The organism is Umezawaea sp. Da 62-37 (genome assembly GCF_032460545.1).
Lineage (GTDB): Bacteria > Actinomycetota > Actinomycetes > Mycobacteriales > Pseudonocardiaceae > Umezawaea.
In genome coordinates this window covers 9,208,320-9,233,766 of the sequence record NZ_CP135965.1, presented here as the reverse complement: position 1 = coordinate 9,233,766, position 25,447 = coordinate 9,208,320, and the positions used below count along the sequence as shown (strand labels likewise).

22 protein-coding genes are annotated in these 25,447 nt (G+C 71.7%); 6 read left to right on the top strand and 16 right to left on the bottom strand.

The annotated features are described in order from the left end of the window. Nucleotides 1–86 precede the first annotated feature (86 nt). The 6 genes from RM788_RS41810 to RM788_RS41785 all read right to left on the bottom strand — a co-directional run bounded on the left by RM788_RS41810 (nt 87) and on the right by RM788_RS41785 (nt 5,488). Nucleotides 87–743: a response regulator transcription factor gene (locus RM788_RS41810; protein WP_315925713.1), complete on the bottom strand. Its 657-nt coding sequence runs from the start codon at nt 741–743 to the stop codon at nt 87–89. Then, on the bottom strand, nt 722–1,840 hold the full coding sequence (locus RM788_RS41805) for a hypothetical protein (RefSeq protein WP_315925711.1): 1,119 nt from the start codon (nt 1,838–1,840) through the stop codon (nt 722–724). Before RM788_RS41805 ends, RM788_RS41810 begins: the two co-directional genes overlap by 22 nt. Then, nucleotides 1,833–2,957, bottom strand: coding sequence for a sensor histidine kinase (locus tag RM788_RS41800; protein WP_315925709.1), 1,125 nt, complete (start codon nt 2,955–2,957; stop codon nt 1,833–1,835). The genes RM788_RS41805 and RM788_RS41800 overlap by 8 nt, the downstream gene beginning before the upstream one ends. Before the next feature lie 171 nt (nt 2,958–3,128). Beyond that, complete coding sequence (locus tag RM788_RS41795) at nt 3,129–3,872, bottom strand: SDR family NAD(P)-dependent oxidoreductase (RefSeq protein ID WP_315925707.1); 744 nt, start codon at nt 3,870–3,872, stop codon at nt 3,129–3,131. 86 nt (nt 3,873–3,958) lie between these two features. After that, nucleotides 3,959–4,390, bottom strand: a complete 432-nt coding sequence (locus tag RM788_RS41790) for an Rrf2 family transcriptional regulator (protein ID WP_315925705.1) — start codon at nt 4,388–4,390, stop codon at nt 3,959–3,961. A gap of 69 nt (nt 4,391–4,459) precedes the next feature. Beyond that, nucleotides 4,460–5,488: a LacI family DNA-binding transcriptional regulator gene (locus tag RM788_RS41785; protein WP_315925703.1), complete on the bottom strand. Its 1,029-nt coding sequence runs from the start codon at nt 5,486–5,488 to the stop codon at nt 4,460–4,462. Nucleotides 5,489–5,732: 244 nt separating this feature from the next. On the opposite strand from RM788_RS41785, the gene RM788_RS41780 reads away from it, so the two are divergent. Beyond that, the gene (locus tag RM788_RS41780; protein ID WP_315925701.1) at nt 5,733–8,156 is read left to right on the top strand and encodes a glycoside hydrolase family 3 C-terminal domain-containing protein; all 2,424 of its coding nucleotides are present in this window, start codon (nt 5,733–5,735) and stop codon (nt 8,154–8,156) included. Here RM788_RS41780 and RM788_RS41775 read toward each other — a convergent pair. The 6 genes from RM788_RS41775 to wecB all read right to left on the bottom strand — a co-directional run bounded on the left by RM788_RS41775 (nt 8,153) and on the right by wecB (nt 17,332). Further along, entirely contained in the window at nt 8,153–9,154 is a 1,002-nt protein-coding gene (locus RM788_RS41775; RefSeq protein WP_315925699.1) for a LacI family DNA-binding transcriptional regulator, read from the bottom strand. The two genes, RM788_RS41780 and RM788_RS41775, sit on opposite strands and share 4 nt — an antisense overlap. Nucleotides 9,155–9,214: 60 nt before the next feature. Continuing rightward, complete coding sequence (locus tag RM788_RS41770; protein ID WP_315925697.1) at nt 9,215–12,406, bottom strand: family 78 glycoside hydrolase catalytic domain; 3,192 nt, start codon at nt 12,404–12,406, stop codon at nt 9,215–9,217. Nucleotides 12,407–13,031: 625 nt separating this feature from the next. Beyond that, nucleotides 13,032–14,210: an acyltransferase family protein gene (locus RM788_RS41765; RefSeq protein WP_315925695.1), complete on the bottom strand. Its 1,179-nt coding sequence runs from the start codon at nt 14,208–14,210 to the stop codon at nt 13,032–13,034. After that, entirely contained in the window at nt 14,200–15,432 is a 1,233-nt protein-coding gene (locus RM788_RS41760) for an FG-GAP repeat domain-containing protein (RefSeq protein WP_315925693.1), read from the bottom strand. The genes RM788_RS41765 and RM788_RS41760 overlap by 11 nt, the downstream gene beginning before the upstream one ends. Before the next feature lie 14 nt (nt 15,433–15,446). Next, nucleotides 15,447–16,145 (bottom strand): hypothetical protein, encoded by a 699-nt coding sequence (locus tag RM788_RS41755; RefSeq protein WP_315925691.1) that lies wholly within the window; start codon nt 16,143–16,145, stop codon nt 15,447–15,449. Next, nucleotides 16,142–17,332, bottom strand: coding sequence for a non-hydrolyzing UDP-N-acetylglucosamine 2-epimerase (gene wecB, locus RM788_RS41750; RefSeq protein ID WP_315925689.1), 1,191 nt, complete (start codon nt 17,330–17,332; stop codon nt 16,142–16,144). Before wecB ends, RM788_RS41755 begins: the two co-directional genes overlap by 4 nt. Nucleotides 17,333–17,592: 260 nt before the next feature. Between wecB and RM788_RS41745 the strand changes: the two genes are divergently transcribed. Next, a complete protein-coding gene (locus RM788_RS41745; RefSeq protein WP_315925687.1) occupies nt 17,593–18,477 on the top strand; it encodes a helix-turn-helix transcriptional regulator in 885 nt (294 codons plus the stop codon). Here the strand turns inward: RM788_RS41745 and RM788_RS41740 are convergent. The 4 genes from RM788_RS41740 to RM788_RS53150 all read right to left on the bottom strand — a co-directional run bounded on the left by RM788_RS41740 (nt 18,458) and on the right by RM788_RS53150 (nt 21,212). After that, nucleotides 18,458–19,009, bottom strand: coding sequence for a hypothetical protein (locus tag RM788_RS41740; RefSeq protein ID WP_315925685.1), 552 nt, complete (start codon nt 19,007–19,009; stop codon nt 18,458–18,460). The genes RM788_RS41745 and RM788_RS41740 overlap by 20 nt on opposite strands. Before the next feature lie 284 nt (nt 19,010–19,293). After that, the gene (locus RM788_RS41735) at nt 19,294–19,443 is read right to left on the bottom strand and encodes a BBE domain-containing protein (RefSeq protein WP_399341718.1); all 150 of its coding nucleotides are present in this window, start codon (nt 19,441–19,443) and stop codon (nt 19,294–19,296) included. Further along, nucleotides 19,440–20,711 (bottom strand): RNA-guided endonuclease InsQ/TnpB family protein, encoded by a 1,272-nt coding sequence (locus tag RM788_RS41730; protein WP_315925683.1) that lies wholly within the window; start codon nt 20,709–20,711, stop codon nt 19,440–19,442. The genes RM788_RS41735 and RM788_RS41730 overlap by 4 nt, the downstream gene beginning before the upstream one ends. A gap of 189 nt (nt 20,712–20,900) precedes the next feature. Continuing rightward, nucleotides 20,901–21,212 carry a hypothetical protein gene (locus tag RM788_RS53150; protein ID WP_399341715.1) on the bottom strand — a complete coding sequence of 104 codons (312 nt, stop codon included), beginning with the start codon at nt 21,210–21,212 and terminating at the stop codon, nt 20,901–20,903. A 314-nt stretch (nt 21,213–21,526) separates the two neighbouring features. Between RM788_RS53150 and RM788_RS41720 the strand changes: the two genes are divergently transcribed. The 4 genes from RM788_RS41720 to RM788_RS41705 are packed head-to-tail and all read left to right on the top strand — an operon-like array spanning nt 21,527 to nt 25,234. Continuing rightward, the gene (locus tag RM788_RS41720; protein ID WP_315925681.1) at nt 21,527–22,972 is read left to right on the top strand and encodes an MFS transporter; all 1,446 of its coding nucleotides are present in this window, start codon (nt 21,527–21,529) and stop codon (nt 22,970–22,972) included. Further along, entirely contained in the window at nt 22,969–23,787 is an 819-nt protein-coding gene (locus tag RM788_RS41715) for an alpha/beta hydrolase (RefSeq protein ID WP_315925679.1), read from the top strand. Before RM788_RS41720 ends, RM788_RS41715 begins: the two co-directional genes overlap by 4 nt. After that, complete coding sequence (locus tag RM788_RS41710; RefSeq protein ID WP_315925677.1) at nt 23,784–24,287, top strand: hypothetical protein; 504 nt, start codon at nt 23,784–23,786, stop codon at nt 24,285–24,287. The genes RM788_RS41715 and RM788_RS41710 overlap by 4 nt, the downstream gene beginning before the upstream one ends. Then, nucleotides 24,284–25,234 (top strand): MsnO8 family LLM class oxidoreductase, encoded by a 951-nt coding sequence (locus tag RM788_RS41705; RefSeq protein ID WP_315925675.1) that lies wholly within the window; start codon nt 24,284–24,286, stop codon nt 25,232–25,234. The genes RM788_RS41710 and RM788_RS41705 overlap by 4 nt, the downstream gene beginning before the upstream one ends. Nucleotides 25,235–25,447 lie beyond the last annotated feature (213 nt).

Below are 25,447 nucleotides of genomic sequence, written 5' to 3'. Positions count from 1 at the left end.
AGGGGCTTCGCGGTTGCGCCGAACGCTATCGGCGATCGCCGCCAGGCACTGTCGGTCGTTCGCACCACAAGGCCGTGCCAGGTCGGTCACAGTTCGTCGACGCCGATGAGGCCGTCCTGGATCGCGCGGGCCACGAGCGCCGCCTTGGTGGGGGCCTCGCGACCGATCTGGGCGTACTTGACCCGGATGCGCTCCAGGTGGGAGTTGACCGTGCTGGCCGTGATGCCCAGCCGCTGCGCGACGAAGTCCTTGGACTCCGACTGGAACCACTCCACCAGCACCTCGGTCTCGCGGGCCGAGAGCGCGGGCCGGTGGTCGGAGCTGTCGCCCGCGAGCGCGCCCGCCAGTGACGGCGGCGTGTAGGCGTCGCCGCGGGCCGCCGCGCGGGTGGCCTCGACCAGGTGGTCGGCGCCTTCGGCCTTGGTCAGGTAGCAGAGCGCCCCGAGTTCCAGGCAGTGCAGCGCGATCTCGTCGTCGGCGCGCATCGAGTACACGACGACGTTGCGGCCCGCCTCGACGAGTCTGCGCAGGTCGCCCAGCACCGGCGTCGGGCCGCCCAGGTGCAGGTCGAGGATCACCACGTCGGCGGTGGCGCCCTCGCCGAGCCAGGCGACGCTCACGTCCTCGCCGCTGTCGAGCACCGCGATGGGCGGTGTTCCCGACGTGAGCCAGTAGGCCACGCCCGCGCGCACCGCCGGGTGGTCGTCCACGACCACGGCGGTCAGCCGGTCCTCGTGCGCCATCTCGCCTCCATCCGCGTGTGCTCCCCGTACGTCCCGCATTCCACTTCGACGAGCGCCGAGCCGCCGCCGATCCCGTCCCCGACCGCGGTGTCGGTCACGACGGCCACCCGCACTTCCCGGTCGGTGCGCAGCACGCTGACCCGCGCGCGCTCGCGCACCGCCGACAGCGCCACCACCAGTGGCGCGGTCAGCTCCCGGCGCACCGCGGTCGGGACCGCCACGGCCGCGCCGCTGACCGCGAGCGACACCTCCACGCCTCTGCGCTGCGCGGCGTCCACGCAGGCCGCGACCTCGTGGACCAGCGGGTCGGGCACGTCGTCGTTCTCGGCGAACAGCCTGCGCAGCTGGGTCGCGGCGAGCGCGCACCGGTGGCGGGTGTCGTCCTCGCGCGGGTCGAGCGTGCGGTCGGCCAGTCCGACCAGCAGCGGCAGCGTGGCGCCGAGCTGCCCGGCGAACGTCGTCCGCAGGTCGCGTTCCCACTGCTCGGCCAGCGCCGCGCGGGTGGCGACCCGGTCGCGGTCGGCGGCGACCCGCGCCGCCTGCCGCGACTGGCGGCGCAGCACCAGCGTGATCACGGCGATCGCGGCCTGGAAGCTGAGCACGCTGAGCACCACGACCCCGGCGGCGCCGATCTCGGCGCGATCGTGCCCGCCCACCAGCGCGAACTGGACGACGCTGACGGCGAAGTGGGTGGTGAGCGCCGCGACGAGCAGGCCGACCCGGTCGAACAGCAGCACCAGCAGGTGCCACCCGACCAGGCCGAACGACCAGTGCACGTCGAGGAAGAACCCGTCGGGCGGCAGGGCGGCGGTGACCGCGGACGAGGCGGTCAGCACGACGATCGTGCCGATCGCCACCACGGATACCGGCAGTGGTCTCCCCCGCGGCACCCAGACCGCGCACGCGGCCGTGACCAGCAGCAACGCCACGAACGCGGCGTCGACCACCCAGGCAGGCCGGTACTCGGCCTGGTGGCGGACCAGCGGCGGCGCGTTCAGCCCCAGCTGCACCGCGGCGGCCACGACGAGCACACCGATCCGCATGATGGCGATGACCCGGTCCTGGGCGTGGAGGTCCCGGGCACGGAGGTCAGGCACGGGGCCACGCCAGCCGCACGGTCGTGCCTGCGCCGGGTCGTGAGGTCACGGTGGCGCTGCCGCCGACGGCCGCCATCCGCTCGACCACCGACCCGCGGATGCCCCGCCGGTGCCCCGGCACGTCACCGGGCTCGAACCCGTGACCGGTGTCGACCAGCGTCACCACCACGCCCTCCCCCGCCGCCGCGACCCGCAGGCCCGCCTCGCCCACGCCCGCGTGCCGGACGACGTTGGCCATCGCCTCCTGCACCGCGCGCACCAGCGCGAGGGTGACCGGGACGGGCAGCAGCGGCACGTGCTCCCACTGCGCGTCGACCACGAGCGGACTCCGTTCCGCCACCGCGCGCAGCGACGACTCGACGTCGACCAGCCGGTCGTCCAGGCCTGGCGAGTCGTTGAGGACGTCCAGGTCGCGGCGGGCGTGCTCGGCCACCTCGGCGGGGTCCGCCGTGCTGCCGCGCAGGGCGACCATGAGGAACGTCGCCGACGCCGTGTCGTGCAGCAGTGCCAGGTACTCGCGTTCCCGGCGCCGCCGTTCGCGGGCGAGCAGTTCCGCGCGTTCCAGCGCCTCCTGGCGGGCGCGGAGTTCGTCGACGCCGCGGGTGGAGCGGAGCAGCAGGTGGAACGCCAGCCGCGCGAGCAGGCACTCGACCAGCACCCGCAGGACCGTGAACGGCGCTCCGCCCGCCCACACGAACACGGCCAGCAGCGCGGCCGTGACCGGGACCGTCCACGTCGGCGGCCACTCCCACTGGAGGGTGATCGCGGTGATCGTGAGGACGTTGAGCGCCCACAGGTTCGGCCCGGTCTCCGGCGCGGTCCACGCCTGCGTCGCGCAGACCACCGCCGCGCGCGCCACCGTCAGCGCGAACGTGACCCGCGCGCCCCGGCCGGTCGTGCTGGTGGCGATGTCGGCGATCACGCCGAGCAGGACCAGGCCGACGAGGGCGCGGGCGAGCGGCAGGGCGTCGTCGGGGACGGAGAGCAGGCCGAACGCGCTGATCAGCGTCAGCCCGATCCCCCGCACGGGGCCTGCGAAGCGGCTGGTCGTGACCAGGAACCCGGCTTCGGCGACACCGGGCGTCCGCTCGGCGTCCTTGGGCGACAGGGGCGGCACCGCACTCCCCCCGACGTCGACGTTCCGGCCGTGGGGAGTATCCCCGCGCTGCCCGGCCGGCGCGGTACGGGGTGGTGGCGGGATCCCCTGGGTTCCGGGTCCGCCACCCGTACCGACCGGCGGGACCGGGCCGGGTCCGACGGCGGCGCCGGCCGGTGCGCCGACGTGGGATCAGACCTGGACCTGGCCGCCGTCGACGTGGAACTCGGCACCGGTGGAGAAGGAGCTCTCGTCGCTCGCGAGGAACGCGGCGAGCGCGGCCACCTCGGAGGGCTTGCCGACGCGCTTCAACGCGGTCTCGGAGCCCAGGGACTCGTGGAACTGCTCGGTGGTCAACCCGGAGGCGCCCGCCAGCCTTTCGATGGCCTCGGTGTCGATGGGGCCGGGGGTGATCACGTTCACCCGCACGCCCCGCTCCGCCAGTTCCGCGGCAAAAGTGCGGCCGAGGCTGCGGATCGCCGCCTTGGACGCCGCGTAGAGCCCCATGCCCGAGTTGCCCTGGGAGGTCGTCGAGGAGGACAGCAGGACGATGGACGCCCGGTCCGCCAGGATCGGCAGGGACTTCTGCACGGTCAGCAGGGTGCCCAGGACGTTGACGTCGAAGACGAGGTCGAACTGCTCCCGCGTGGCGTCCTCCAGGCGGGCGAACGTGCCCAGGCCCGCGTTGGCCACGACGGTGTCGAGCCGCCGCCCGTCGGCCGTGATGGTGGCGATCACCCGGTCCATGTCCGCGGCCTCCGCCACGTCGGCCTGGACCGCGACCGCGTTCGGGCCGATCTCCTTCGCGGCGAGTTCGAGTTCCGGCAGGCGCCTGCCGGTCAGGTAGACGCGGGCGCCGTCGTCGGCGAAGCGCTGGGCGATGCCGCGCCCGATCCCGTTCGACGCGCCGGTCACCAGTGCGGTCCTACCGCTCATCGTTGCCATGGTTTCCCACCTGTTCGAGGTAACTACTTTGGTTACATTGAGGGCGAACGTGAACCCCCGCGGGGGTCACGTGCGGATCAGCGAGAGGCGAGCGTGCCCTTGAGGACATCGGCCACGGTCGTCATGGCCAGTTCGGCTCGCAACACCCGGTCGAGCCCGTCGTACACGGTCCTGAGCGCGGGTTGGATGCCCGCCCCCACGACGCAGCCCTGGTTCGGCTCCGCCCGGTGCATGCCGAACAGCGGGCCGGACCCGATCGCGTCGTAGACGTCCAGCAGGGTGATGTCGGCCGGGTCGCGGGACAGCATCCACCCCGCGCCGGCGCCCCGCTGCGAGCGCACGAGGCCCGCCTCGCGCAGTTCACCGAGCAGGCGTCGGATCACCACGGGATTGGTGTTCACGCTGCCCGCGACCTGCTCCGAGGTGGCGACGTCGTGCCCGAGGCGCTGGTAGAGGCCCACCCACGCCAGGGCGTGCAGTGCGACGGTCAACCTGCTGTTCGCGCTCACGGTCGTAACCGTAGATGTTACGACCGGTGCGCGCAACCGGTGTGGCGCGCCCGCCGAACCCGCCAAGGGCTACGCCGACTGGCGGATGACCAGGGTGGGTTCGAAGACCACGGAGGTGACGCGGCCGTCGTGGCGGCCGATGCGGTCGAGCAGCAGGCGGGACATCTCGGCCGCCATGTCCTCCACCGGTTGGCGCACGGTGGTGAGGGCGGGGCGGCTGGCGGTGGCGGCGCTGCTGTCGTCGAAGCCGATGACGGCCACGTCGTCGGGAACGCGGCGGCCGTGTTCGCGCAGGACGTGCAGGGCGCCGGCGGCCATGAGGTCGTTCGCGGCGAAGACGCCGTCGAGGTCCGGGTGGTCGGCGAGCAGGCGTTCCATGGCCCGTTCACCGCTGTCCTGGGTGAAGTTGCCCTCGACGTGCGGGGCGGCGGGGTGGCCGTGGTCGGCCCAGGCGGCCTGGAAACCGGCGAGGCGCTCCTGGCTCGCGGGCACGTCGAGCGGGCCGGAGATGGTGGTGACGCGACGGCAGCCGCGGCCGACGAGGTGGTCGACGGCGAGCCTGGCGCCTTCCCGGTGGGCCAGGTCGACGTAGCTGATCGACAGCGGCTTGGTGGGCCTGGCGAACAGGACGGCGGGGACGCCCGCGGCGACGAGCATCGCGGGCAGCGGGTCCTCGGAATGGATGGCGACGACCACGGCGCCGTCGGCGTTGCCCTGGCGCAGGTGGTCGACGACGTGGGCGCGCGACTCGTGGGTGTCGGCGAACATCAGCAGCGGGTAGACGCCCATCGGGCGCAGCGAGTTGATGAGGCCGCTGGTGACCCGGCCGAAGAACGGGTCGACGAGGATGTCGCCGCCGAAGTCGCCCGCGCCGGAGACGACCAGCGCGATGGTGCCGGTGCGGCGGGTGACCAGCGAGCGGGCCGCGGTGTTCGGCGTGTAGCCGGTCTTCGCGATGGCGCGGCGCACCGTCTCCTGGATGGCCGGGTCGACGTTGCGGGTCGTGTTGATCACGCGCGACACCGTCGCGCGGGACACCCCGGCCACCCGTGCCACGTCCTCCAACGTGGGAGGACGTGCCTGGGACGCTGCGCTCATGGAGGCTTTATAGCACGAGGGAGAGCGCTCTCCAGACCGTGTTCCCACCTTCGGGTACGCGGAGAGCGCTCTCCGCAATGGGAAAAACCCATTCGGCGTCACTACCCCGTCAACGCAACGGAGTTGGCCGAACTCCCAGCGTGAAGTCCAGGTAGCGGACGCCTATTGACACGCGCCGGGGCCGGAGGCGAGGGTAACAGGTCTTGGAGAGCGCTCTCCAACTAGGACCAGGAGTGATCGCCAGATGACGACCACGTACAGCGCCGGAGCGGGCACCGACATCGAGGGCCTGCTCGACCGGCTGACCCTGGAGCAGAAGATCCGCCTGCTGTCGGGCGGCGGCACGTTCCGCGGCCAGGCCGAGCCCGCCATCGGGCTGCGGGCGATCGTGTTCTCCGACGGCCCCGTCGGCGTGCGCGGCGAGCGGTGGGACGAGCGGGACACCGCGCTGACCCTGCCGTCGCCGACCGCGATGGCCGCGACCTGGGACCCGGAACTGGTCACGGGCCTCGGCAGGCTGCTGGCGGCCGAGGCGCGGCGCAAGGGCGTCGACGTGCTGCTGGCGCCGAACCTGAACCTGCACCGGTCGCCGCTGGGCGGGCGGCACTTCGAGTGCTTCTCCGAAGACCCGCTGCTGACCGCCCGGATCGGCGCCGCCTACATCACCGGCGTGCAGTCCGGTGGCGTCGCGGCGACGGCGAAGCACTACGTGGCCAACGAGTCGGAGACCGAACGGCTCACCCTGGACGCGCGGATCGACGAGCGGACGCTGCGCGAGGTGTACCTGCTGCCGTTCGAGGAGGCCGTGCGGGCGGGCACCTGGGTGGTGATGTCGGCCTACAACGGCGTGAACGGCACGTCGATGTCCGACAGCCCGCTGCTGGCCGAGCCGCTGCGCGGCGAGTGGGGCTTCGACGGCCTGGTCGTGTCGGACTGGGGCGCGGTGCGCACCGTCGGGTCGCCCGTGGACCTGGCCATGCCCGGCCCGCACGAGCTGCGCGGCGAACCGCTGGTCGACGCCGTGCGCCGCGGTGACGTCCCCGAGTCCGAGATCGACGGGAAGGTGCGCCGGATCCTGCTGCTCGCCCGGCGGGTCGGGGCGCTGGAGCCGACCGCGTCCGTGCCACCGCCGCGGATCACACCCGACGAGTCGCGCGGCCGGTTGCGGCGGGCCGCGGCGGCGGGCTCGGTGTTGTTGCGCAACAGCGGTTCCCTGCTGCCGTTCGACCCGTCGGCGCTGACCCGCGTCGCGGTGATCGGCCCGAACGCGGTCGACGCGCGGGTGCAGGGCGGCGGCAGCGCCGGGGTGTTCCCGGCGGCCGTGGTCTCCCCCGTCGACGGGATCCGCTCGGCGCTGGCGGGCAGGGCGGACGTCGTGCACCGGGCGGGCGCGTTCCTGCACACCCGGCCGACCCCGTTGACCCCGGCCGACTCCCGCAACCCGATCACCGGCGAGCCCGGCGTGCAGGTGCGGTACCTGGGCGCGGACGACGAGGTGCTGCACGTCGAGCACCGGCTCAGCGGCCGGGTGCTGGAGCCGTCGGTGGAGCTGACCGCGACCACCGTCGAGGTCAGCGCGCTGATGCGGCCGTCGAGCACCGGCGACTGGCGGTTCGCGATCGTCGGCCTCGGCGCGGTGAGCCTGGAGGTCGACGGGCACCGGCTGGTGGACGAGCACGTCGTGCCCGAGTCCGACGACCCGACCTACGTGCACGTGGCGCCGTCGTTCCGCGAGGTGACCTGGCCGGTGGAGGCGGGCCGCGACGTGCTGCTGCGCGCCCGCAGGCGGATGGAGCCCGACCAGGGCCTCGCCGTCGCGCTGGCCGCCGACCCGCCGCGGGTCGACGAGAACGCCGAGCTCGCCGCGGCCGTGGAGCTGGCGCGCGGCGCCGACGTGGCGGTCGTCGTGGTCGGCACCACCGACGAGATCGAGAGCGAGGGCTTCGACCGCGGTTCGCTGGAGTTGCCCGGAAGGCAGGACGAGCTGGTGCGCGCGGTCGCCGCGGCGAACCCGCGCACCGTCGTGGTCGTCAACGCGGGCGGCCCCGTCGAACTGCCGTGGCGCGAGGAGGTCGCCGCCGTGCTGGTCACCTGGTTCCCCGGCCAGGAGGCGGGTGACGGACTGGCCGACGTGCTGTTCGGCCTGGTCGAACCCGGCGGCAGGCTGCCGACCACGTGGGCGGCCCGCACGCCGGACGCGCCGGTGCTGGACACGAAGCCGATCGGCGGCGTGCTGGAGTACACCGAGGGCTCGCGCATCGGCTACCGCGCGTGGGCCGGGTCCCCCGTGCCGCCCGCGTACTGGTTCGGCCACGGCCTGGGGTACACGACCTGGTCGTACGAGGGGTTCTCCGCCCGCGACAACGTCGCCGTGGAGGAGGGTTTCGACGTCCGCGTGCGGGTCCGCAACACCGGCTCCCGCACCGGCCGCGACGTCGTGCAGGTGTACCAGGCCGACGGCGAGGACCGGCGGCTGGTCGGGTACGCCGCTGTTGTCGCCGCGCCAGGCGAGGCGGTGTGGGTGCGGGTGCCGATCGAGCCACGCGCGCTGCGCCGGTGGTCGCCCGTCGAGGGGCGCTGGGTGCCGGAAACCGGTGCCATCACGCTGATGGCGGGTCCGTCGTCGGGGGATCTGCCGCTGGTGGCGCGGTTGAACACGTCGGTCTAGCTGGACTCGCGGACGACCAGTTCCGGCCGGAACATGATCTGCTGGTGGGAGTGCGACCGCGGGTGGTCGCACTCCTCCACCAGCAGCCGCGCCGCCGTCCGTCCGATGTGGAGCGTCGACTGGCGGATCGACGACAGCGGAACGGCGGCGTCGGCGGCGAACTCGATGTCGTCGTACCCGAGCAGCGCGATGTCCTCGGGCACGCGGCGGCCGGTGCTGATCGCGGCGCGCAGCACACCGAGGGCGAGCAGGTCGTTGGCGCAGAACACCGCGCCGGGTTCGACGCCGTCGTCGAACAGCCGCCTCACGGTCTCGTAGGCGATGCGGGCCTTGAGGGCAGGGACCTCAGCGACGGTGACCACGGTGTCGGGGTCCCCGCCGCCGTCGGCGACGGCCCGGCGCAGGCCGGTGAGGCGGTCCTTGCACTGGCGCAGGGAAAGCGGGCCGGTGACGTAGGTGATCCGTCGATGCCCCGTCGCCATCAGGTGCGCGCCCGCCAGCTCACCGCCCGCCACGTCGTCCACGGCGACCGAGCAGCAGTCGACGCGCGGGTCGTGCCGGTCGACCAGCACGGTCGGCGTCCCCCTGCGGCGCAGCGCGTCGAGGCGTTCGGAACCGATCTCGACCGGGGTGATCAACATGCCGCGCACGCGCTGCTCCTCCAGCAGCCGCAGGAAGCGCTCCTCGCGGGCGGCCTGCCCGTCGGAGTTGCACAGCACGAGCGCGTAGCCCAGTTCCGTGGCGACGTCCTCCACCCCCCTTGCCATGTCGTGGAAGAACGGGTTCGCCAGGTCGAGCACTACCAGACCCAGGGAGCGGCTGGTACCGGCGCGGAGCTGGGCCGCCTGGGAGTTGCGCACGAAACCGAGCTCGGCGATGACGGCGAGCACGGTCTCGCGGGTGGCGGCGGAGACCTTGTCCGGTCGGTTGAGGACGTTCGACACCGTGCCGACGGACACGCCGGCGCGTTCCGCCACGTCCTTGACGCTCGGCGCCATCACCCGACGGCGTTCGTCGGTCGGCGATCCCGCCGGAACGATCCGCGCATCGACGCCCCCCTACACACCGCCGAGGAACCGCCAGTTGCCCGCCCGCACCCGGTGCACCACGAAACCCGGTTCGACGCGCACGAACTCCGCGTTCGGATGGGCCGTGACGACCTCGCGGGAGGTCGCGGGGACGTGCACCTCGGCGGTGGACCCGATCGGGACCTCCACGGTGAGCTGCACGGCCGAGCCGACCAGCGACCAGCCGACCGAGGCGGTGCCGCGCACGGTGCGGATCGCGGTCTGCGCCCACGTCACGCCGACCCGCGCGTCCGGCCGGACCACGAACGTCCGGTAGCCGGCGTCACCGGGGCGCAGGCCCGCGACGTTCTCGTAGAGCCACTGCACGACGGTGCCCTGGAAGTAGTGGTCGCGCGACCGCGAGGTCGAGGGCCACATCTCCCACATCGTGTCGGCGCCGTTGTCGAACCAGTAGCCCCAGCTCGGGTACGTGCGCTGGGTCGCCAGCGCGTGCGCGACGTCCGCGTGGCCGTGCTTGGTCAGCACGCGCAGCAGCACGCTGGTGCCCAGGGCGCCGGTGTTGAGGTGGTTCCCGCGCGCCTTGACGTCGGCGACGAGGGCGGCCACCACCGCGGCCACCTGGCCGGGCGGCACGAGGCCGAACATGAGCGGGATCGCCTGGGAGGTCTGGCGGAAGTCCGGGTCCTGGGAACTGCGGTAGCGGCCGTCGACCAGGAACGCGCGGTTGAGCGCGTCGCGGCACGAGTCCGCCGTGGCGCGGTAGCGGGCGGCGACGTCGGCGTGACCGAGGAAGTCGCCGAGCTCGGCGGTGCCGACGAGCGCGCGGTGCAGGTACGCGGTCGCGGTGAGCCTGGTGTCCTCCGGCGGGTTGCCGCCGTAGCCGGGCGGCAGGTAGTCGCCGAGCGCGGTGGAGGACAGACCTCCTTGCAGGCGGCCGATCTCCCAGTCCAGGTACTTCACCAGGGTCGCCCAGTGGTCGGCGGCCAGGCGCTCGTCGCCGTAGACCCGGTACATCTCGCGGACCAGGAACGGGTAGACCGTCGTCCACTCCGGCGCGGGCGCGGCCTCCTGGTAGCCCCAGCCGCCGCTGGGCACGATCACCGGCAGCGCGCCCGGAGCGGTCTGGCTGTCGGCGAGGTCGCCGATCCACTTGGTCAGGAACCGCTGCACGCCGAAGGCGTAGGCCAGCACCGGGGCGCCGAGCTGGGCGTCACCGGTCCAGCCGTTCTTCTCGTACATCGGGGTGTCGGTGGGGATGCCGTGCAGGTTGTTGAGCAGCGTGCGCTTCATGGCGCGGTCGAGCTGCTCGAAGAACGGCTCGGAGCAGCGGAACGTCCCGGTCTCCGGCACGTCGCTGTGCACCACGCGGGCCGCGAGGTCGTCCAGGGCCGGCTGGTAGGGGAACCCGGTGACCTGGACGTAGCGGAAACCCTTGTAGGAGAAGCGCGGCTCCCACGCCTCGGTGCCGTCGCCGGAGCAGGTGTACTCGTCGATCTGGTGGCGGCCGGGGACGTGGCCGTTCTGCGACACCACGCTGCCGTCGGGGTTCAGGTGCTCACCGTGCGCCAACCGGATCACGGTGCCCGCGGGGGCGCGGACGCTGAGCCTCGTCCACCCGGCCATGGTGCGGCCGAAGTCGACGACGTGCACGCCCGCGGACAGCGCCGTGACGGCGGTCGCGCGGACGGTCTCGACGACCCGGATGGGTTCGTGCTGCTGCGCTTTCAGCGTTCCGAGCGGAGCGTCGAGCTGACGGGCGTCCTGCCAGTCACCGGGCGAGCGCCGGGCGTCGTAGGACTCCCCGGCGTACAGGGAGTTCGACACCGTGGCGCTCTCGGCGACCTTCCACCCGCCGTCGGAGGCGATGGTGGTGTGCGACCCGTCGGTGTGGGTGATCTCCAGCTGTGCCAGCAGGCGCGGTTCGCTGTGCCAGGTCGCGCGCTCCCAGTACCAGACGTTCGGCGTGGTCATGCCGTAGAAACCGCGGCCCAGCACCACGTCGAGGGTGTTCGCGCCCTTGGCGAGCAGCCCCGTGACGTCGTGGGTGGCGTAGAGGACGGTCTCCTCGTAGTCGGTGAAACCGGGGTCCAGCACCCGGTCGCCGATCTTCTTGCCGTTGAGCTGCGCGTCGTAGTAGGCCAACCCGCTGATGTGCAGGCGGGCGGTCGCGACCGGCTTGGCGAGGGTGAACTCCTTGCGCAGCAACGGCGCGGGCGCCTCCACCACCAGGCTGACGTCCCGGCCCCACGGGCTCTGCCCGTACACGGCCAGGACCGTCGCGGCGGCCCACGCGCTGTCGTCGAACGCGGGCTGCTGCCAGCCGGCCTGCTCGGTGTCGGCGGCCTTCCAGCCCGTGCCGCTGACCAGGTCGCGCCGGGTGCCGTCGGCCAGGTCGACCGACAGCCGCACCAGCAGGCCCGCCGGGTTGACCGAGACGTTGCCCCGGTTGGTGGCGAGCGCGGCGAGCACGACCCGGCCACCGGCCGCCCGGACCTGCGCGGTGACGTCGGCGGACTTGCCGAGCTTCCAGCCGTCGGTCTGCTCGGGCGAGGCCAACACCTGTTGGCCCGCCAGGAAGAGCGTGAAGTCGTCGTCGGCAGTGGCGATCAGCCGCGCACGCGTGACGGCCACCCCCGACGGCAGGTCGAGGCCCGCGCGGAACCAGCGCGGACCCGCGGGGGCGTTGGACGTCGTGGCGCCGGGCGACCAGATCCACGACGCCGGGGTGAAGTCGAGGCCCGCGACGGGCGGGGCCGCGCCGATCCACCGCGCGGTCCACGGGGTCTCCAGGAACGCCGTCTCCCACCACCGGGCGGTGCTCCACGCCGAGGCGCGGCCGCGTTCGTCCCACACCCGCACCCGCCACGTGTAGCGGGTGCGCGGGCGCAGCGGCGGACCGCCGTAGACGACCTCGGTGGTGCGGTCGGACAGGACCTTGCCGGAGTCCCAGACCCCGTCCACCCGCACCTGGTAGGCCGTCTGCCCGGCGGAGGCTTCCTCGGCGCCCAGCACCCAGGCCAGCCTCGGCAGCGGGACGTCCGTGCCCAGCAGGGTTTCCGCGTACTCGACCGTGGTCGACTCGATCCGCAGACCTCCCGCGGGCTCGACGTCGGCGGCTGCCCGCCCGGCTCCCACCGGGAGCGCGAGCACGCCCGCCCCGACCACCGATCCCGCGAGGAACACCCGCCGGTTCACCTCGTCGCCCATCGTCTTCCCCTTCATCGGGTACGACCAGTGATGAAACGTTTCAATACATCACGGTGCGTGAGTGTGCTAGTCGTCACACTGCGTGTCAAGGGAGCTACGCGAAGACTGCGGTTCCCGACGCGGGTCCACCAGGGGAAAGCCGAAGCGGTTGTCCACCACACCGATCGCGGGATCACCACGCTTGATCACGCGATCGCACCGGGTGCGAGGAAGTCGAGCGCTGCTGGGGATGGATGCCCGCCCGGCGGACGCGTCGCCTTCGTTTTCGGCGACGACCACGAGGTGAAGAGCGTCGAGTCGTGCAGTGATGTCAAGTGCTGTCAGCCTGCTGCTCACAACGGGCACGGCCGTCGGTGTGCCCGCTTCGGCCTCGGCCGACGTGTCGGGCAGCGCCGTCGCCGTGCGCGGCGGGCACTACCCCGGCCTTGGCGACGGACTACTTCAACTCGAACCCGGAATGGGCGACGCTGGACCCGAAGGCGGCCGGGCCGGCCGAATTGCGCGACGCCTACGCGGCTTCGCCGTTCGAGTAGGCAACCGGCCGCGGCGTGGTCGGCTCGTATCGAGGTCCACCACGACCGCGGAGGTCGTCGCACCCGGATTCCGGGTGCGACGAACCTGTCGTCCGCCTGCCCGTCGATCAGTCCGTTGTGGACCGGGCCGCGACCGGCGGAGCCGCGACCTCGACCAGGCGCGGTGGGCGTTTGCGGGCCCAGCGGCGCATGACGGGGTGTTCGACGAGGGCGTAGAGGGCCCAGCCGGAGAGCAGGGTGGCGGTGAAGATGAGTGCCACGACGGCTAGCGCGAGCGGGGTGTCGAACGGGTCGGTGGGGAACAGGGTGCGGCCGTAGAAGATGACGACGCCCTGGCAGATGTAGAAGCCGAACGATATCTCGCCGAGCCAGACGGCCCTTCTGCCCTGCATACCCGTGCGCTCGCCCCGGAGGTCAGCCACCGCGAAGGCGCCGATCACCGCGCAGATCGGCAGGATCATGGCGACGGTGAAGCTGTAGAGGAACGGGACGTTGAGCGCCACGGCGTACCCCGCCACCAGGGAGGCGGACGCGGGCAGGATGCCGATGCGGGGCCAGACGCCCGCGATGACGGCGCGGGCGACGATCATGCCGAGCACGAATTCGAACAGCCTGCCGGGCGGGAAGATGTAGCCGAACCAGAACTGGGTCGTCGAGACCGGGGTGATCGGCGACTTGGGGCTGTCCGGGATCAGGTACTGGGTGACCAGTTGCAGCGCGACCATCCCGGCGACCATGACCGCGCCCCACAGCCACAGCCGGTTGTCGGCGATGCGCCGGATCGGCTTGATGATCAGAGGGAACAGCAGGTAGAACAGCAGTTCGCTGCACAGCGTCCACGCGGGCGGGTTGACGCTGACGTAGACGGTCGCGTCGGGCGAGAACGAGTGCAGCAGGAAGATGTTCGCCAGCCACGTGGTCGGATTGGTGATGGCGCCCGCGAACAGGACCATCGCCAGCACGAACATGACGAGGTGGTTGGGGAAGATCTTCAGGACCCGCCTGCGCCAGAACGCGCGCATTGGCTCGCCCTGGCGCGACGACCAGGTCAGGACGAAGCCGCTCAGCACGAAGAAGAACGACACGCCGAGGTAGCCCGCCTTGCTGAACAGCCACTCCAGCGAGCCCGCGAGGCCCTCGTCGGCGAACGGGTTGACGGCGGAGTTCGGCGGCACGGGCGAGTTGGACAGGGTGATGTGGAAGAAGAACACCAGGACGGCCGCGATGAAGCGCAGGCCGGTCAGCGACGGCAGCGCCGCCGGACGGGTGGTGGGGTCAGCCGCCATCGGTCGGCCCCTCGATCCCGTTGCGGTACACCATGATCTTGGCGTCCTCGGCGACGTAGTAGTTCTGCACGGAGTAGGCGATGGTGGCGAAGTCGAGCCTGCCGTCGCCGTTGAAGTCGGCGGTGGCGATGCGAGCGACCGACTCGTCGGAGACCCGCCACTTGGCGAACACGCCGTTGGCGGCGTCGACCGCCTTGTAGTACATGACGCCCTGCCACGGCCACGGGCCGCGCAGCGCGACCAGGAACTCGTCCTCGCCGTCGCCGTCGAAGTCCGCGCAGACGATCTGGTGGCCGGGCCCCTCGCCGTTCTCGTTCGGGTCGCCGAAGACGTCGAGCAGCGTGCGCTTCCAGCCGCCCTCGCCGTCCTTGAGGTAGACCGCGACGGTGTTGCCGTGGAACGGCTCGATCGCGGCCACGTAGGCGAACGGGTCACCGCCGAGGCTTCCCGCGTCGAGGTCGCCGCTGCCGCGGAACCCGGTGTCGCGGAACTGGGTCAGCTCACCGGTCCCGATCAGGTCCTTGTGCCACCGGCCCGCCACCGCGTCGTAGTGCAGCCAGGTCACGCCCTCGTCGGAGGCCAGCAGCAGGGTGTCCAGGTCGGATCCCGGCACGAGGCCCTTCTTCTTCTCGGCGCCGTGGATCATCCGGAACGTGCTGTCGTCGATCACGGTCATCGGCCACTCGGTCGCGGTGTGCACGTCGTCGGGCTGGGTGAACATCACGACCGGCAGCACGGCGTGCACGTCGGCCTTCGCGACGATGGGCAGGCCGATGACCTCCAGCCGCTCGGTCTGGGTGAAGTGCCCGACCCGCAGGCGGTGCATGCCGGTCGCGCGGCCGATGTAGTGCCGCTGCCAGCGCGAGTCGTCCTTGTCCGCGCCGCCGGGGTTCTCGATCCAGTCGATCTTGCCGCCCGCGGTGTCCGGATCGTGGATGGTGCCTATGGGTCCGTAGAGCTCGTGGCACACCAGGATGTCCGGGTGCCCGTTGCCGCTGATGTCGGCGTAGTCCGCGCCGACCGGCATCCGGAAGCCGTCGGCCACGAGGCGGCGCGGCCAGCCGGGGGTGTTCTGGTACCAGTAGATCTCGCCCAGGCGCAGGCCGTAGCCGAACAGGTCGGGGCGACCGTCGCCGTCGACGTCCGGCGCCTCCAGCCAGTAGCCGTCGCGCAGCTGGTCGGCGACGATCTCGCCGGTGAACTTCGGGGGGATCAGGGACATGGCGGTCTCCTTGCCTAGTGGTACTCGACGGCGAGCCACACGCAGTCGGTGTCGGCTCGGTACTGGTGCCACGGGTAGACGAAGCCGCCGTCGGGGCCGGTCCGGCAGAACGGCACCGGCGGGGTGTGGCCGGGGCTCATCAGCAGGTCCTCGTAGAGCGCCGCGTGGTCGCGGGCGGTGAACTTCTGCATCCGCCCACGACCCGCGACCTGCGAGTGGATCTCGATGAAGTCGTGCCGGTCGTGCAGTCCGCAGTCGGTGCCCGCCGGGGCGAACCAGAGGTTCACCCGCACCCGGAACGTCCTTTGTGGACCTGGCGCCCCACCCAGCACGGGTGCGGGGTCGAACGTCAGCGTGCCGATGTCGTCCTGCGGACCGCGGTGCAGCGGGGTGTCCGCCGGAAAACCCGGCAGCAGGTCGGAAAGCGGGTGCCAGCCGGGTTCCCCGACGATCCCGGCGATCCCGTCCGGATCGGTGACCGAGAACAGCAGCACCGACTCGGCCCGCACGATCGTGGTGTCGACCAGGACCGTGGACGAGAAGGCCGGGACGAACCCGCGCTCCCCCAGGTCGACCGGGGTCCTGGTGTGGTTCACCACGACCGCGCGGCCCTCGACCCGGTGGTCCCGCGGCCGGTCCACGAGCGTCGCCCCGACGAACCTGTTGGCGGAGGACAGGACCCGCACCTCGGAGGCCGTCGCCACGCCCGTCATGCGGCGTACACGGCGGAGCCCGCCAGGGCGTCGGAGCGCTGGATCCGGCAGCCGGGCACGAACGGCATCACGGCCGGGCCGTCGCCGAAGAAGTGCGCCAGCGCCCCGACGACCCGTTCGCTGGCGTGGCCGTCGCCGTAGGGGTTGTCCGCGCCCGCCATCTGGTCGTAGCGCCACTGGTCGCCCAGCAGCGACGTGACCTCGTCCACGATCCGGTCGGTCGTCCGGCCGACCAGCCGCGCGGCCCCCGCGGTGATGGCCTCCGGCCGTTCGGTGATGTCGCGCAGCACGAGCGTCGGCTTGCCGAGCGCGGGCCCCTCCTCCTCGGCGCCGCTGCTGTCGGACAGGATGAGGTCCGACCGGCGCATGAGGCCGCAGAACTCCAGGTACCCCAACGGGTCCACGACGGTGATGTTGTCCACGCCCGCGATCTCGGGCAGCAGGCCCTCGCGCACGACGGGGTTGCGGTGCAGCGGCACGACCACCCGGATGCCGGGGTCGGCGGCGAGCGCGCGCAGCGCCTTCCCGATCTGCGGCAGCATGTCCCAGGACTCGCGGCGGTGCGCGGAGGCCAGCACCACCCGGCGCGGGTCGTCGTCGAGGTCGGCCAGGTCGGGGTGGCCGTAGCCGGTGGACCGCGTGCTCGCCCAGCGCAGCGCGTCGACCACGGTGTTGCCGGTGACCACGATCCGGCCCTCGCCGATGCCCTCGCGGATGAGGTTGGCGCTGTTGCCGGGGGTCGGGGCCAGGTGCAGGTCGGCGATCTGGGCGACGAGCCTGCGGTTGGCCTCCTCCGGGAACGGCGAGTGCAGGTTCCCGCTGCGCAGGCCTGCCTCGATGTGCACGACCGGCACGCGGTGGTGGAACCCGGCCAGGCCGCCGGCGAGCGTGGTGGCGGTGTCGCCGTGCACCATCACGGCCTCGACGGCGCACCGGGTCAGCCGGTCGGCCAGCCCGCTCAGGGCCCGGTGGGTGACCTGGGACAGGGTCTGCTTGTCGGTCATCACGTCGAGGTCGAGGTCCGGGCGGATGCCGAACGCGTCGAGCGTCTCGTCGAGCATCTGCCGGTGCTGCCCGGTCGACAGCACGACGGGGGTGAAACGCGGGTCCTCGTGCAGCGCCCGGATCACGGGAGCGCATTTGATGGCTTCCGGTCGGGTGCCGAGGATTACAGCAACCTTTCGCATGGTGTCCTTCCGTTCAAATCGGCGAAACACGTGAGCGGTGCTCATGACTCACCAGATCGACTTCGACACCGAGAGCTGCGCACTGCGGAAGCGATGAATTCTTCCGCTTACCACCAGATCGACAATAGGACTCCATTCCACTTCGCCGACGCGATGTGCAACAGCGCATTTTCGGCAGTTGTACGGCGCCGGTTGGGCCGACCGGTGGGTAGCACCCGCAAGGTGAGGCTCACGGGCCCGGACCGGTGGACACTGGGGGAATGGACACACCGGCTGAGTTGGGCGACTTCCTGCGCACCAGGCGCGCGCGGCTGCGGCCGGAGGACGTCGGGGTGGTCTCGCACGGCGCACGACGGGTCCCCGGCCTGCGCCGGGAAGAGCTGGCGCAGCTCGCGGGCGTCAGCGTGACGTACTACACGCGGCTGGAGCAGGGGCAGAGCCAGAACGCCTCGGACGACGTCCTAGACGCGATCGCGCGCGCGTTGCGGCTGGACGAGGACGAGAGCGCCCACCTGCGGAACCTCGCACGTCCCGGCCGCCGCAAGCGCAGGCCGACGCCGCGGGCGGAGTCCGCGCGCAACGGGGTCCGGCAGCTGGTGGCGGCGATGGACAAGGTCCCCGCGGTGGCCATGGACCGGCGCAGCGACGTGCTCGCGTGGAACCCGCTCGGCCACGCGCTGCTGGCCGGGCACCACGACCTGCGCAGCCCGTACTCCGCCGCGACCAGGCCGAACCTGACCAGGATGCTGTTCCTGGACGCCCACACGCGGGAGCTGTACACGCACTGGGAGGACGAGGCCAAGCGGTCGGTGGCGTCGTTGCGGCTGGTCGCGGGGCGGCACCCGGACGACCGCCAGTTCGCCGAGCTGGTCGGCGAACTGTGCGTCAAGAGCCTGGAGTTCGCGTCCCTGTGGTCGCGTCACCCGGTCCTGAACTGCACGTTCGGGTCGAAGGTCTTCCACCACCCGGTGGTCGGCGCGATGGAGCTGGCGTTCGAGATGGTGCAGATGCCGGACGACTCGGCGCACCGCATCCTGATGTACAGCGCGGAGCCGGGCACCCCGTCCGAGGCGGCGCTGAGCCTGCTCGCCTCCGGGGTGCCCCTCCACGACGACCGGGTCTGGCTCACGACCGACCACCGCTGACCCGGCCGCGCCGGGCGACGGCGTCCGCGAAGTCCAGCCAGACCCCCGCGCACTCCCTGGCGGCCTCGGACACCATGTCCGCGCAGTGCGCGGGCACCAGCTCCACCAGGCGCCTCCACTCCTCCGGGGTCAGGGTGTGCGTGTCCAGCAGGCGCAGCAGCACCCGGCCGCCGACGAGGTAGCGCAGCGACGGGTCGTTGCGCAGCACCCGCAGTTCGGTGCGCCGGACCGGTCTGGCCACCACCACCTGGCGTCCGGTGGGCACGACCCGGCGGACCTTCCCACCCGCCTGGTCCTCGACCGCCCGCTGCCTCGGCAGCAGCGGGTCCTCGCCGCGGCGCAGGCGTTCCCGCACGTCACGGGCCGTCCCCAGGGAAATCCCGGCCGCTTTGGCGATGGCGCGCAGCGACGCGTCGGGGTTCTCGGCCACGTACGCGCTGGCGGTGCGCCTGCCCTCGGCGCTGCTGAGCGGCCGGACCTTGCCGTCCAGGCCGACCCGCACCGGCCTGGACGCGCTCGCGCCGGAGCGCACCCGGATCGTCGCGACGGTCCTGGACGCGAGCCCGGCGGCCGTCGCGATCGCCCGGTCGGACCACTCCGGGTGCGCCCCACCAGCCGCACGGCCGCGGCGGTCCGGTCGGCCAACGAGCGCGGGATGTCCGGCGCCATGTCCGCGTGGACGGGAGGATCGAACGGTAATTCGCCGATGTCGTCGGTCATGTGCACCCCTAGCGCTTCGCGAGCGGATCTTTCCTTCCACTTCCCGCGTCACGACGCCGTGAATGCGGTGTCCGGCATGGGAATCGAATCCGGCCTTTATCGGGCGGCGGGTTCGATGGACATCCGGTGCCGGAAGAAATTGGTCGGGTCCCACTCGCGCTTCGCCCGCTGGAGCCTCGGGTAGTTGCCCTTGAAGTACAGGGTCGACCACGGCACGCCGGACCGGTTGTGCGCCGGGTCGGTCATGTCGTTGTCGGGGTAGTTGATTTGACATCCTCTTCGCCTTGAAAGACGAAGATCCCCTCCACGCCGTGTGCGGAACACACGGCGTCCGGGTGGGTTACCGCCTCACCACGCAGTGCCGGCATCGCTGCTGGTCTTACCCGCGCTCCACGGTCGTTGAAGTCCGCCTGTCCGGCGGCCTTGATGTTCTTGGCAGCGTTGACGTCCCGGTCGTGGGTGCTGCCGCACGGGCAGCGCCATGATCGGATGTCAAGTGACAACTTGTCGTTGATCCGTCCGCAGTCCGAGCACATCCGGGTGGACGGGAGGAATCGGTCCACCCTGGCGAACGTACGCCCGTGACGTGCCGCCTTGTACTCCAACATGGCGGTGAAGGCAGCCCACCCGGCGTCGTGCACGGACTTGGCCAGCCGGGTCCGACCGAGACCGACCACGCACAAGTCCTCGACGTACACCGCTTGGTTGTCGCGGATGATCGACGTCGAGAGTTTGTGCTGCCAGTCCCGCCGGGAATCCGCCACCTTGGCGTGCGCACGGGCGACCTTCGCCACGGCTTTCTTCCGGTTGTTGCTGCCGCGCTGTTTGCGGGACAGCGCCTGTTGCAACCGCTTGAGCGTGCGGGCGGCTTGGCGCAGGAATCTCGGCGCGGCGACCTTCGTACCGTCCGACAGGACGGCGAAGTGGGTCAGCCCGAGATCCACGCCCACCTCGGAAGCCGAAGATGGCAACGGATCGTCCGCGACCTGTACGACGAACGACGCGAAGTACCGGCCTGCTGCGTCCTTGATCACGGTGACGCTGGAGGGATCAGCCGGAAGCCGACGTGACCAGCGCACGGGCACGTCACCGATCTTCGGCAAGCGCAAGCGGCCGTTGTCCAAGACCGTGAACCGGGCGTTCTTCGTGAAGCGCAGGGCCTGCCGGTTGTCCTTGCGCGACCGGAAGCGAGGCGGCGAGACCCTGCGGCCCTTGCGCTCGCCCGACAGGGAGGCGAAGAAGTTGCGGTACGCCACGTTCAGATCGGCGAGGGCCTGTTGCAGCACCACCGAGGACACCTCACCCAACCACGCTCGCTCCGGAGTGGCCTTGGCCTGGGTGATGACCTGCTTGGACAGGTCCCCGTCCGACAGGTGATCCTCGCCGTTCTCCCACGCAGTCCGCCGTACCCGCAGGCCGTCGTTGAACACCGTCCGCGCGCACCCGAACGCCCGCGCCAACGCGTCGCGGTGGGACGGCTCCGGGGCGAGCCGGAACTTGTAACGAAGCTGCACCCGAAAAGCCTAACGGACCCATCGGGAAGGGTTCAGGCCGGTGCAGACAATCCTATGCATGACGATGAGACCGAACAGCCCGCCCCAGAAGGCAATAAATGCGAGTTCGATTCTGGACCGGAATTTCCGAAATATCTGTGGCCAGCCGCGTGATGCATTACTTCCCCACGGGTAGGTATTTTCGAGAAATCAACCTTCAAACCAGCGATTTACCCCTGCCAGCCAGGTTCCGAAAGGGCCGTCGACGCGCCATACCGACACGTCCGCCAACACGAACACCACTACTGGATCGTGTGTCCAACGCACCGGAGATGGCAAGCCCGCCGCTCCCGGAACCGATCGCGTTGCCGAGCTGAACGCGGCGATTTCGTCCGCCGAGGGGATGGAGACGCCCAGGTCGGCTGCGACATCCGACAGGAGGTCGACGATCGCGAACTCGGTGGCGCCGATCGCGAAGACGCTGATCGCGAGCGCGAGCAGTGCGAGTCTCACCGTGATCATTCCTCCCCCAGAAGACTCATGGCAATCCGACCTAAGTAGCGCAGATGTCTCACGAAAAAGATGAAGAAAAGAATCCGGCGCACTATTTCAAATTCCGAAAGTTGATCTGCCGACCACCTTACGATATTTTTCAAATCAGGAGCCCAATGTCGCCCCCGTACTCCGGCATCATCGCCCGCGCCCGGAAGGCGTGGCTGTCCCTGTGAGTGCTAGGCAGCGGGCGACTACCCGGAGCAGGGGTCTGGTTGCCCCCGGAGAACAGGGCGAGGCTCGGCGCAGTCTTAAGAACGCCGCCCAATCGGAAGGACCTCGACATGTCCAGTGTCGATCAGGAAACAAGCACCGCCGGTGGTGGGTTCGCGCCGCCGCGGATTACCGGCAAGCACCGCCTGATCCTGGTTCTGCTGCTGAGCGCGAGCTTCACCCTGGCGGTCGACTTCTCAATCCTCAACGTCGCCCTGCCCGTCATCGGCTCCGACGTCGGGTTCTCCCTGGAGAACCTCCAGTGGATCGCCACCGCGTTCGCGCTGTGCGCGGCGGGCTTCACCCTGCTGTTCGGGCGGGTCGCCGACCTGTTCGGCCGCAGGCGCATGTTCATCGGCGGCATGGCGCTGCTGGGCGTCGCCTCGCTGGTGGGCGGCCTCGCGGTGTCCCCGACGATGCTGCTGGTCGCCCGCGTCGCGCAGGGCCTTGCCACCGCGGCCGTCACGCCCGCCGCGCTGTCGCTGCTGACGACGTCGTTCCCCGAGGGCCCGCTGCGGTCCAAGGCGCTGGGCCTCAACGGCGCGCTGATGGCGGCCGGGTTCACCACCGGGGCGATCCTCGGCGGCGTGCTCACCGACATGCTCAGCTGGCGGTGGGCGTTCTTCATCAACGTGCCCGTCGCGCTGGTCGTGCTGGTGCTCGCGCCGATCGTGCTGACCGAGAGCCGTCCCGCGATCCGGCCGAAGCTCGACGTGCCCGGCGCCGTCGCGGTGACCCTCGGGCTGCTGGCGATCGTCTACGGGCTCACCACGGCGGGCGAGAAGTCGTGGGGCGACCCGACCGCACTCGGTTCGCTGGCGGTCGGCGCGGTGCTGCTCGTCGTGTTCTGGCTCGTGGAGAAGCGCGTCGAGTCCCCGCTGGTGCCGGTCGCGTTCCTCAAGCGCCGGACCGTCGGCTGGGGCAACCTGGCGGGGATGCTGGCGTTCGTGACGGAGACCTCGCTGGTCTTCCTGCTCACCCTGTACCTGCAGAAGGTCCTCGGCTACTCGCCGCTGACCGCCGGTCTGTCCTTCGCCGTGCTCGGTCTCGGCACCGTGCTGGGCGGCACCATCGCGCCCCGCGTCATCGGCGCCATCGGCACCAGGAACACCATCGTCGTCGGGTTCGCCGTCCAGGCCGTGGCGACGCTGTCGCTGGTGCTGCTCGGCCCCGCCCCCGCGTGGATCGCGCTGCTGCTGGTGGCGACGTTCGTCGGCGGCGTGGCGAACCTGATCGCGATCGTCGGCTACATGGTCACCGCGACGTCCGGCCTGCCCGAGCACGAGCAGGGCCTGGCCACCGGTCTGGCCACGATGAGCCAGCAGGTCGGCATCACCATGGGCATCCCGATCATGAGTGCCGTCGTGACCGCGCGGGTGCACTCCTCGGGCGGCGAGAACCCCGGTTCCGTGCTCGAGGGCGTGTCGACGGCCATCTTCGTCAACGCCGCGCTCTGCGTCGTGGCGGCGGTCCTCGTGTCGGTGTTCCTCAAGCCCGCCAAGCAGCTCGCCGCATGACCCAGCGCACCGACTCCTCCACGTGGGAGTCGATCGTCGTCCCGGCGGTGAGCGGAGACGTGCACGCGCGCGTCTTCCGCCCCGCCGGGCCCCGGCGGGGCTGGCTGGTGTGGGCCCACGGCGGCAGCTGGGTACGCGGGTCGGTCGACAGCTGGCACCCCGCGTGCGAGGACCTCGCCCGCGCGGCCGGGTGCACGGTGGTGAGCGTCGAGTACCGGCTCGCGCCGCGGCACGTGCACCCGGCGGCGCTGATCGACGTGCTGACCGCGCTGGACTGGGCCGCCTGCCAGGCGGAGCAGGAGGACACCGGGGTCGCGGTCGGCGGGGACAGCGCGGGCGGCACGATCGCCGCCAGCGCCGCCATGACGTGGCGCGACCTCGGCCGCCCGCTGGCCGCGCAGGTGCTCGCCTACCCGCCGCTCGACCCGTCGTGCCGCGCCGAGTCCTACACCCGGCACCGCGGCGGTTTCCCCAGCCGCGCCGACATGCTCTCGGCCTGGCGCGACTACCGCGGCGGCGACCACCACTCCTCGTCCGCGTACAGCACGCCGTTCGAGGCCGAGGACTTCGCGGGCACGGCGCCCGCGGTGCTCGCCGTCGGCGCGCTGGACCCGGTCGCCGACGACGTGCGCGCCTACGCGACCCACCTGCGCACCGCGGGCGGACGGGTCGAGATGCGCGAGTTCCCCGACCTGGGGCACGGGTCGTTCCTGCTGCCCGCCGACGAGATAGCGCCTCGCGACTCCCTGCGCCAGTGGCTCGGGGAGAGCTTCCGCGACCTGCTCGCCGAATCCGACGTGAAGGAGAACCCATGACCACCCGCAGCCCCGCCCCGCTGGACGCGCTGGTGCGCCACTTCGTGGACCTGCGCGACGGGACGCACGGCGAAGTGGTGTCCCGAGAGGACAAGGAGGCCGTGTTCGCCGAGTCGGTCGCGCTGCTCGACCCGTTCGCCCGGCAGGTGCTGTGGGAGGTGGATGAGCACCTGCTGCTCGGCGTCGGCACCGTCGCGGCGAGCGGGGTGAAACCCATGCGGGACGGCGGGGTCATCTCGTCGTGGACGCTGTCGTGGCCGGAACAGCGGGCCGCGCGGATCGATCCGGTGGCCGTGCACGCCTTCTACGGCGCCGGGTTCCACCACCCGCACCTGCGCGGCAGCACGCTGGGCGAGTGGCCGTTGAACGTCTTCGACGCCGAGCAGGCCGCCGCCGAACTGCCGACGCTGCGCGCGATCGTGTCGGCGGACCTGCACAACCTGGTGTTCCAGCGGGACTTCCGGCTGGTGCCCGCCATCACCGGGCGGGTGCGGCCGTGACGCCGCGGCTGTCCGTCCTGGACCAGTCGCCGATCGGCGAGGGCATGAGCGCCGCGGACGCGCTGGAGGCGACGGTCCGACTCGCCGAGGAGGCCGATGCGTTGGGCGCCACCCGGTTCTGGGTGGCCGAGCACCACTTCTCGCCGAGCTTCGCGGGCAGCGCGCCCGAGGTGCTGGCCGCGGTGCTGCTGGCGCGGACCCGGCACCTGCGGATCGGCTCCGGCGGCGTGCTGCTGCCACGGTACGACCCGACGAAGGTCGCCGAGGTGTTCCGGGTTCTGGCGGGGCTGTTCCCCGGCCGGGTCGACCTCGGTGTCGGCCGGGCCGGTGGTCCGGCGGAGCGGTTCCCCCAGCAGGTCGTCGAGCTGCTCGACGGCTTGACGGCGGGTCCGCTGATGCCCTCGGGGGTCGTGCCGCCCGAGGTGTGGCTGCTCGGTGGCGGCACGAGTTCGGCGGCGCTGGCGGCGGAGCTGGGCACGGAGTTCTGCTTCGCGCACTTCCTCAACCCGGCTCCCGGCGTGGTCGCGCTCGACACCTACCGCCGCGGACCGCACACCCGGTTGGGCGCGTTGGCCGTGCGGGTGGTCGTGGCGGAGGACGAGTCCCGCGCCAACGCGCTGGCGCGGGGCCTGCTGCTGTGGCGCAGCCGCAAGGACCTCGGTGACGACCGGCCGCTGCCGTCGGCGGAGACCGTGCGCGGGCACCGGTGGACGAGCGCCGAGATGGAGCGGGCGGAGGTGAACAGCCGGTCGCTCATCGCGGGGACGCCGGAGCAGGTGCGAGCCGCGCTGGCGCGGCTGGCCGACGCGCACGGCGTCGAGGAGCTGGTGGTGAACACCCCGACCCACGATCCGGCGGACCGGGTGCGGTCCTACCGGCTGCTCGCCGACGTCCTGGGGGTCCGACCGCCCGGTGCGGCTCTGGCGGAGGCCGGTCGAACGGCCTGAAAACCGGCCCACGACGCTCCTCAGGGGCGTTGTGGGCCAGCCGCCAAAATTTTTTCGACAAGTTCCGCGTGTTGCCCACCGACGCCGATTTCGCCGAAGTTTTCCCAGCTCAACGGCTTCCGCTACTCTGTCAGAGTGACCGGGATCACACCGCCGAAACCCCCTCCAACCACCCTCTTGGCCCAGCACCTCGCCCACTTTTTGTCGGTGGTC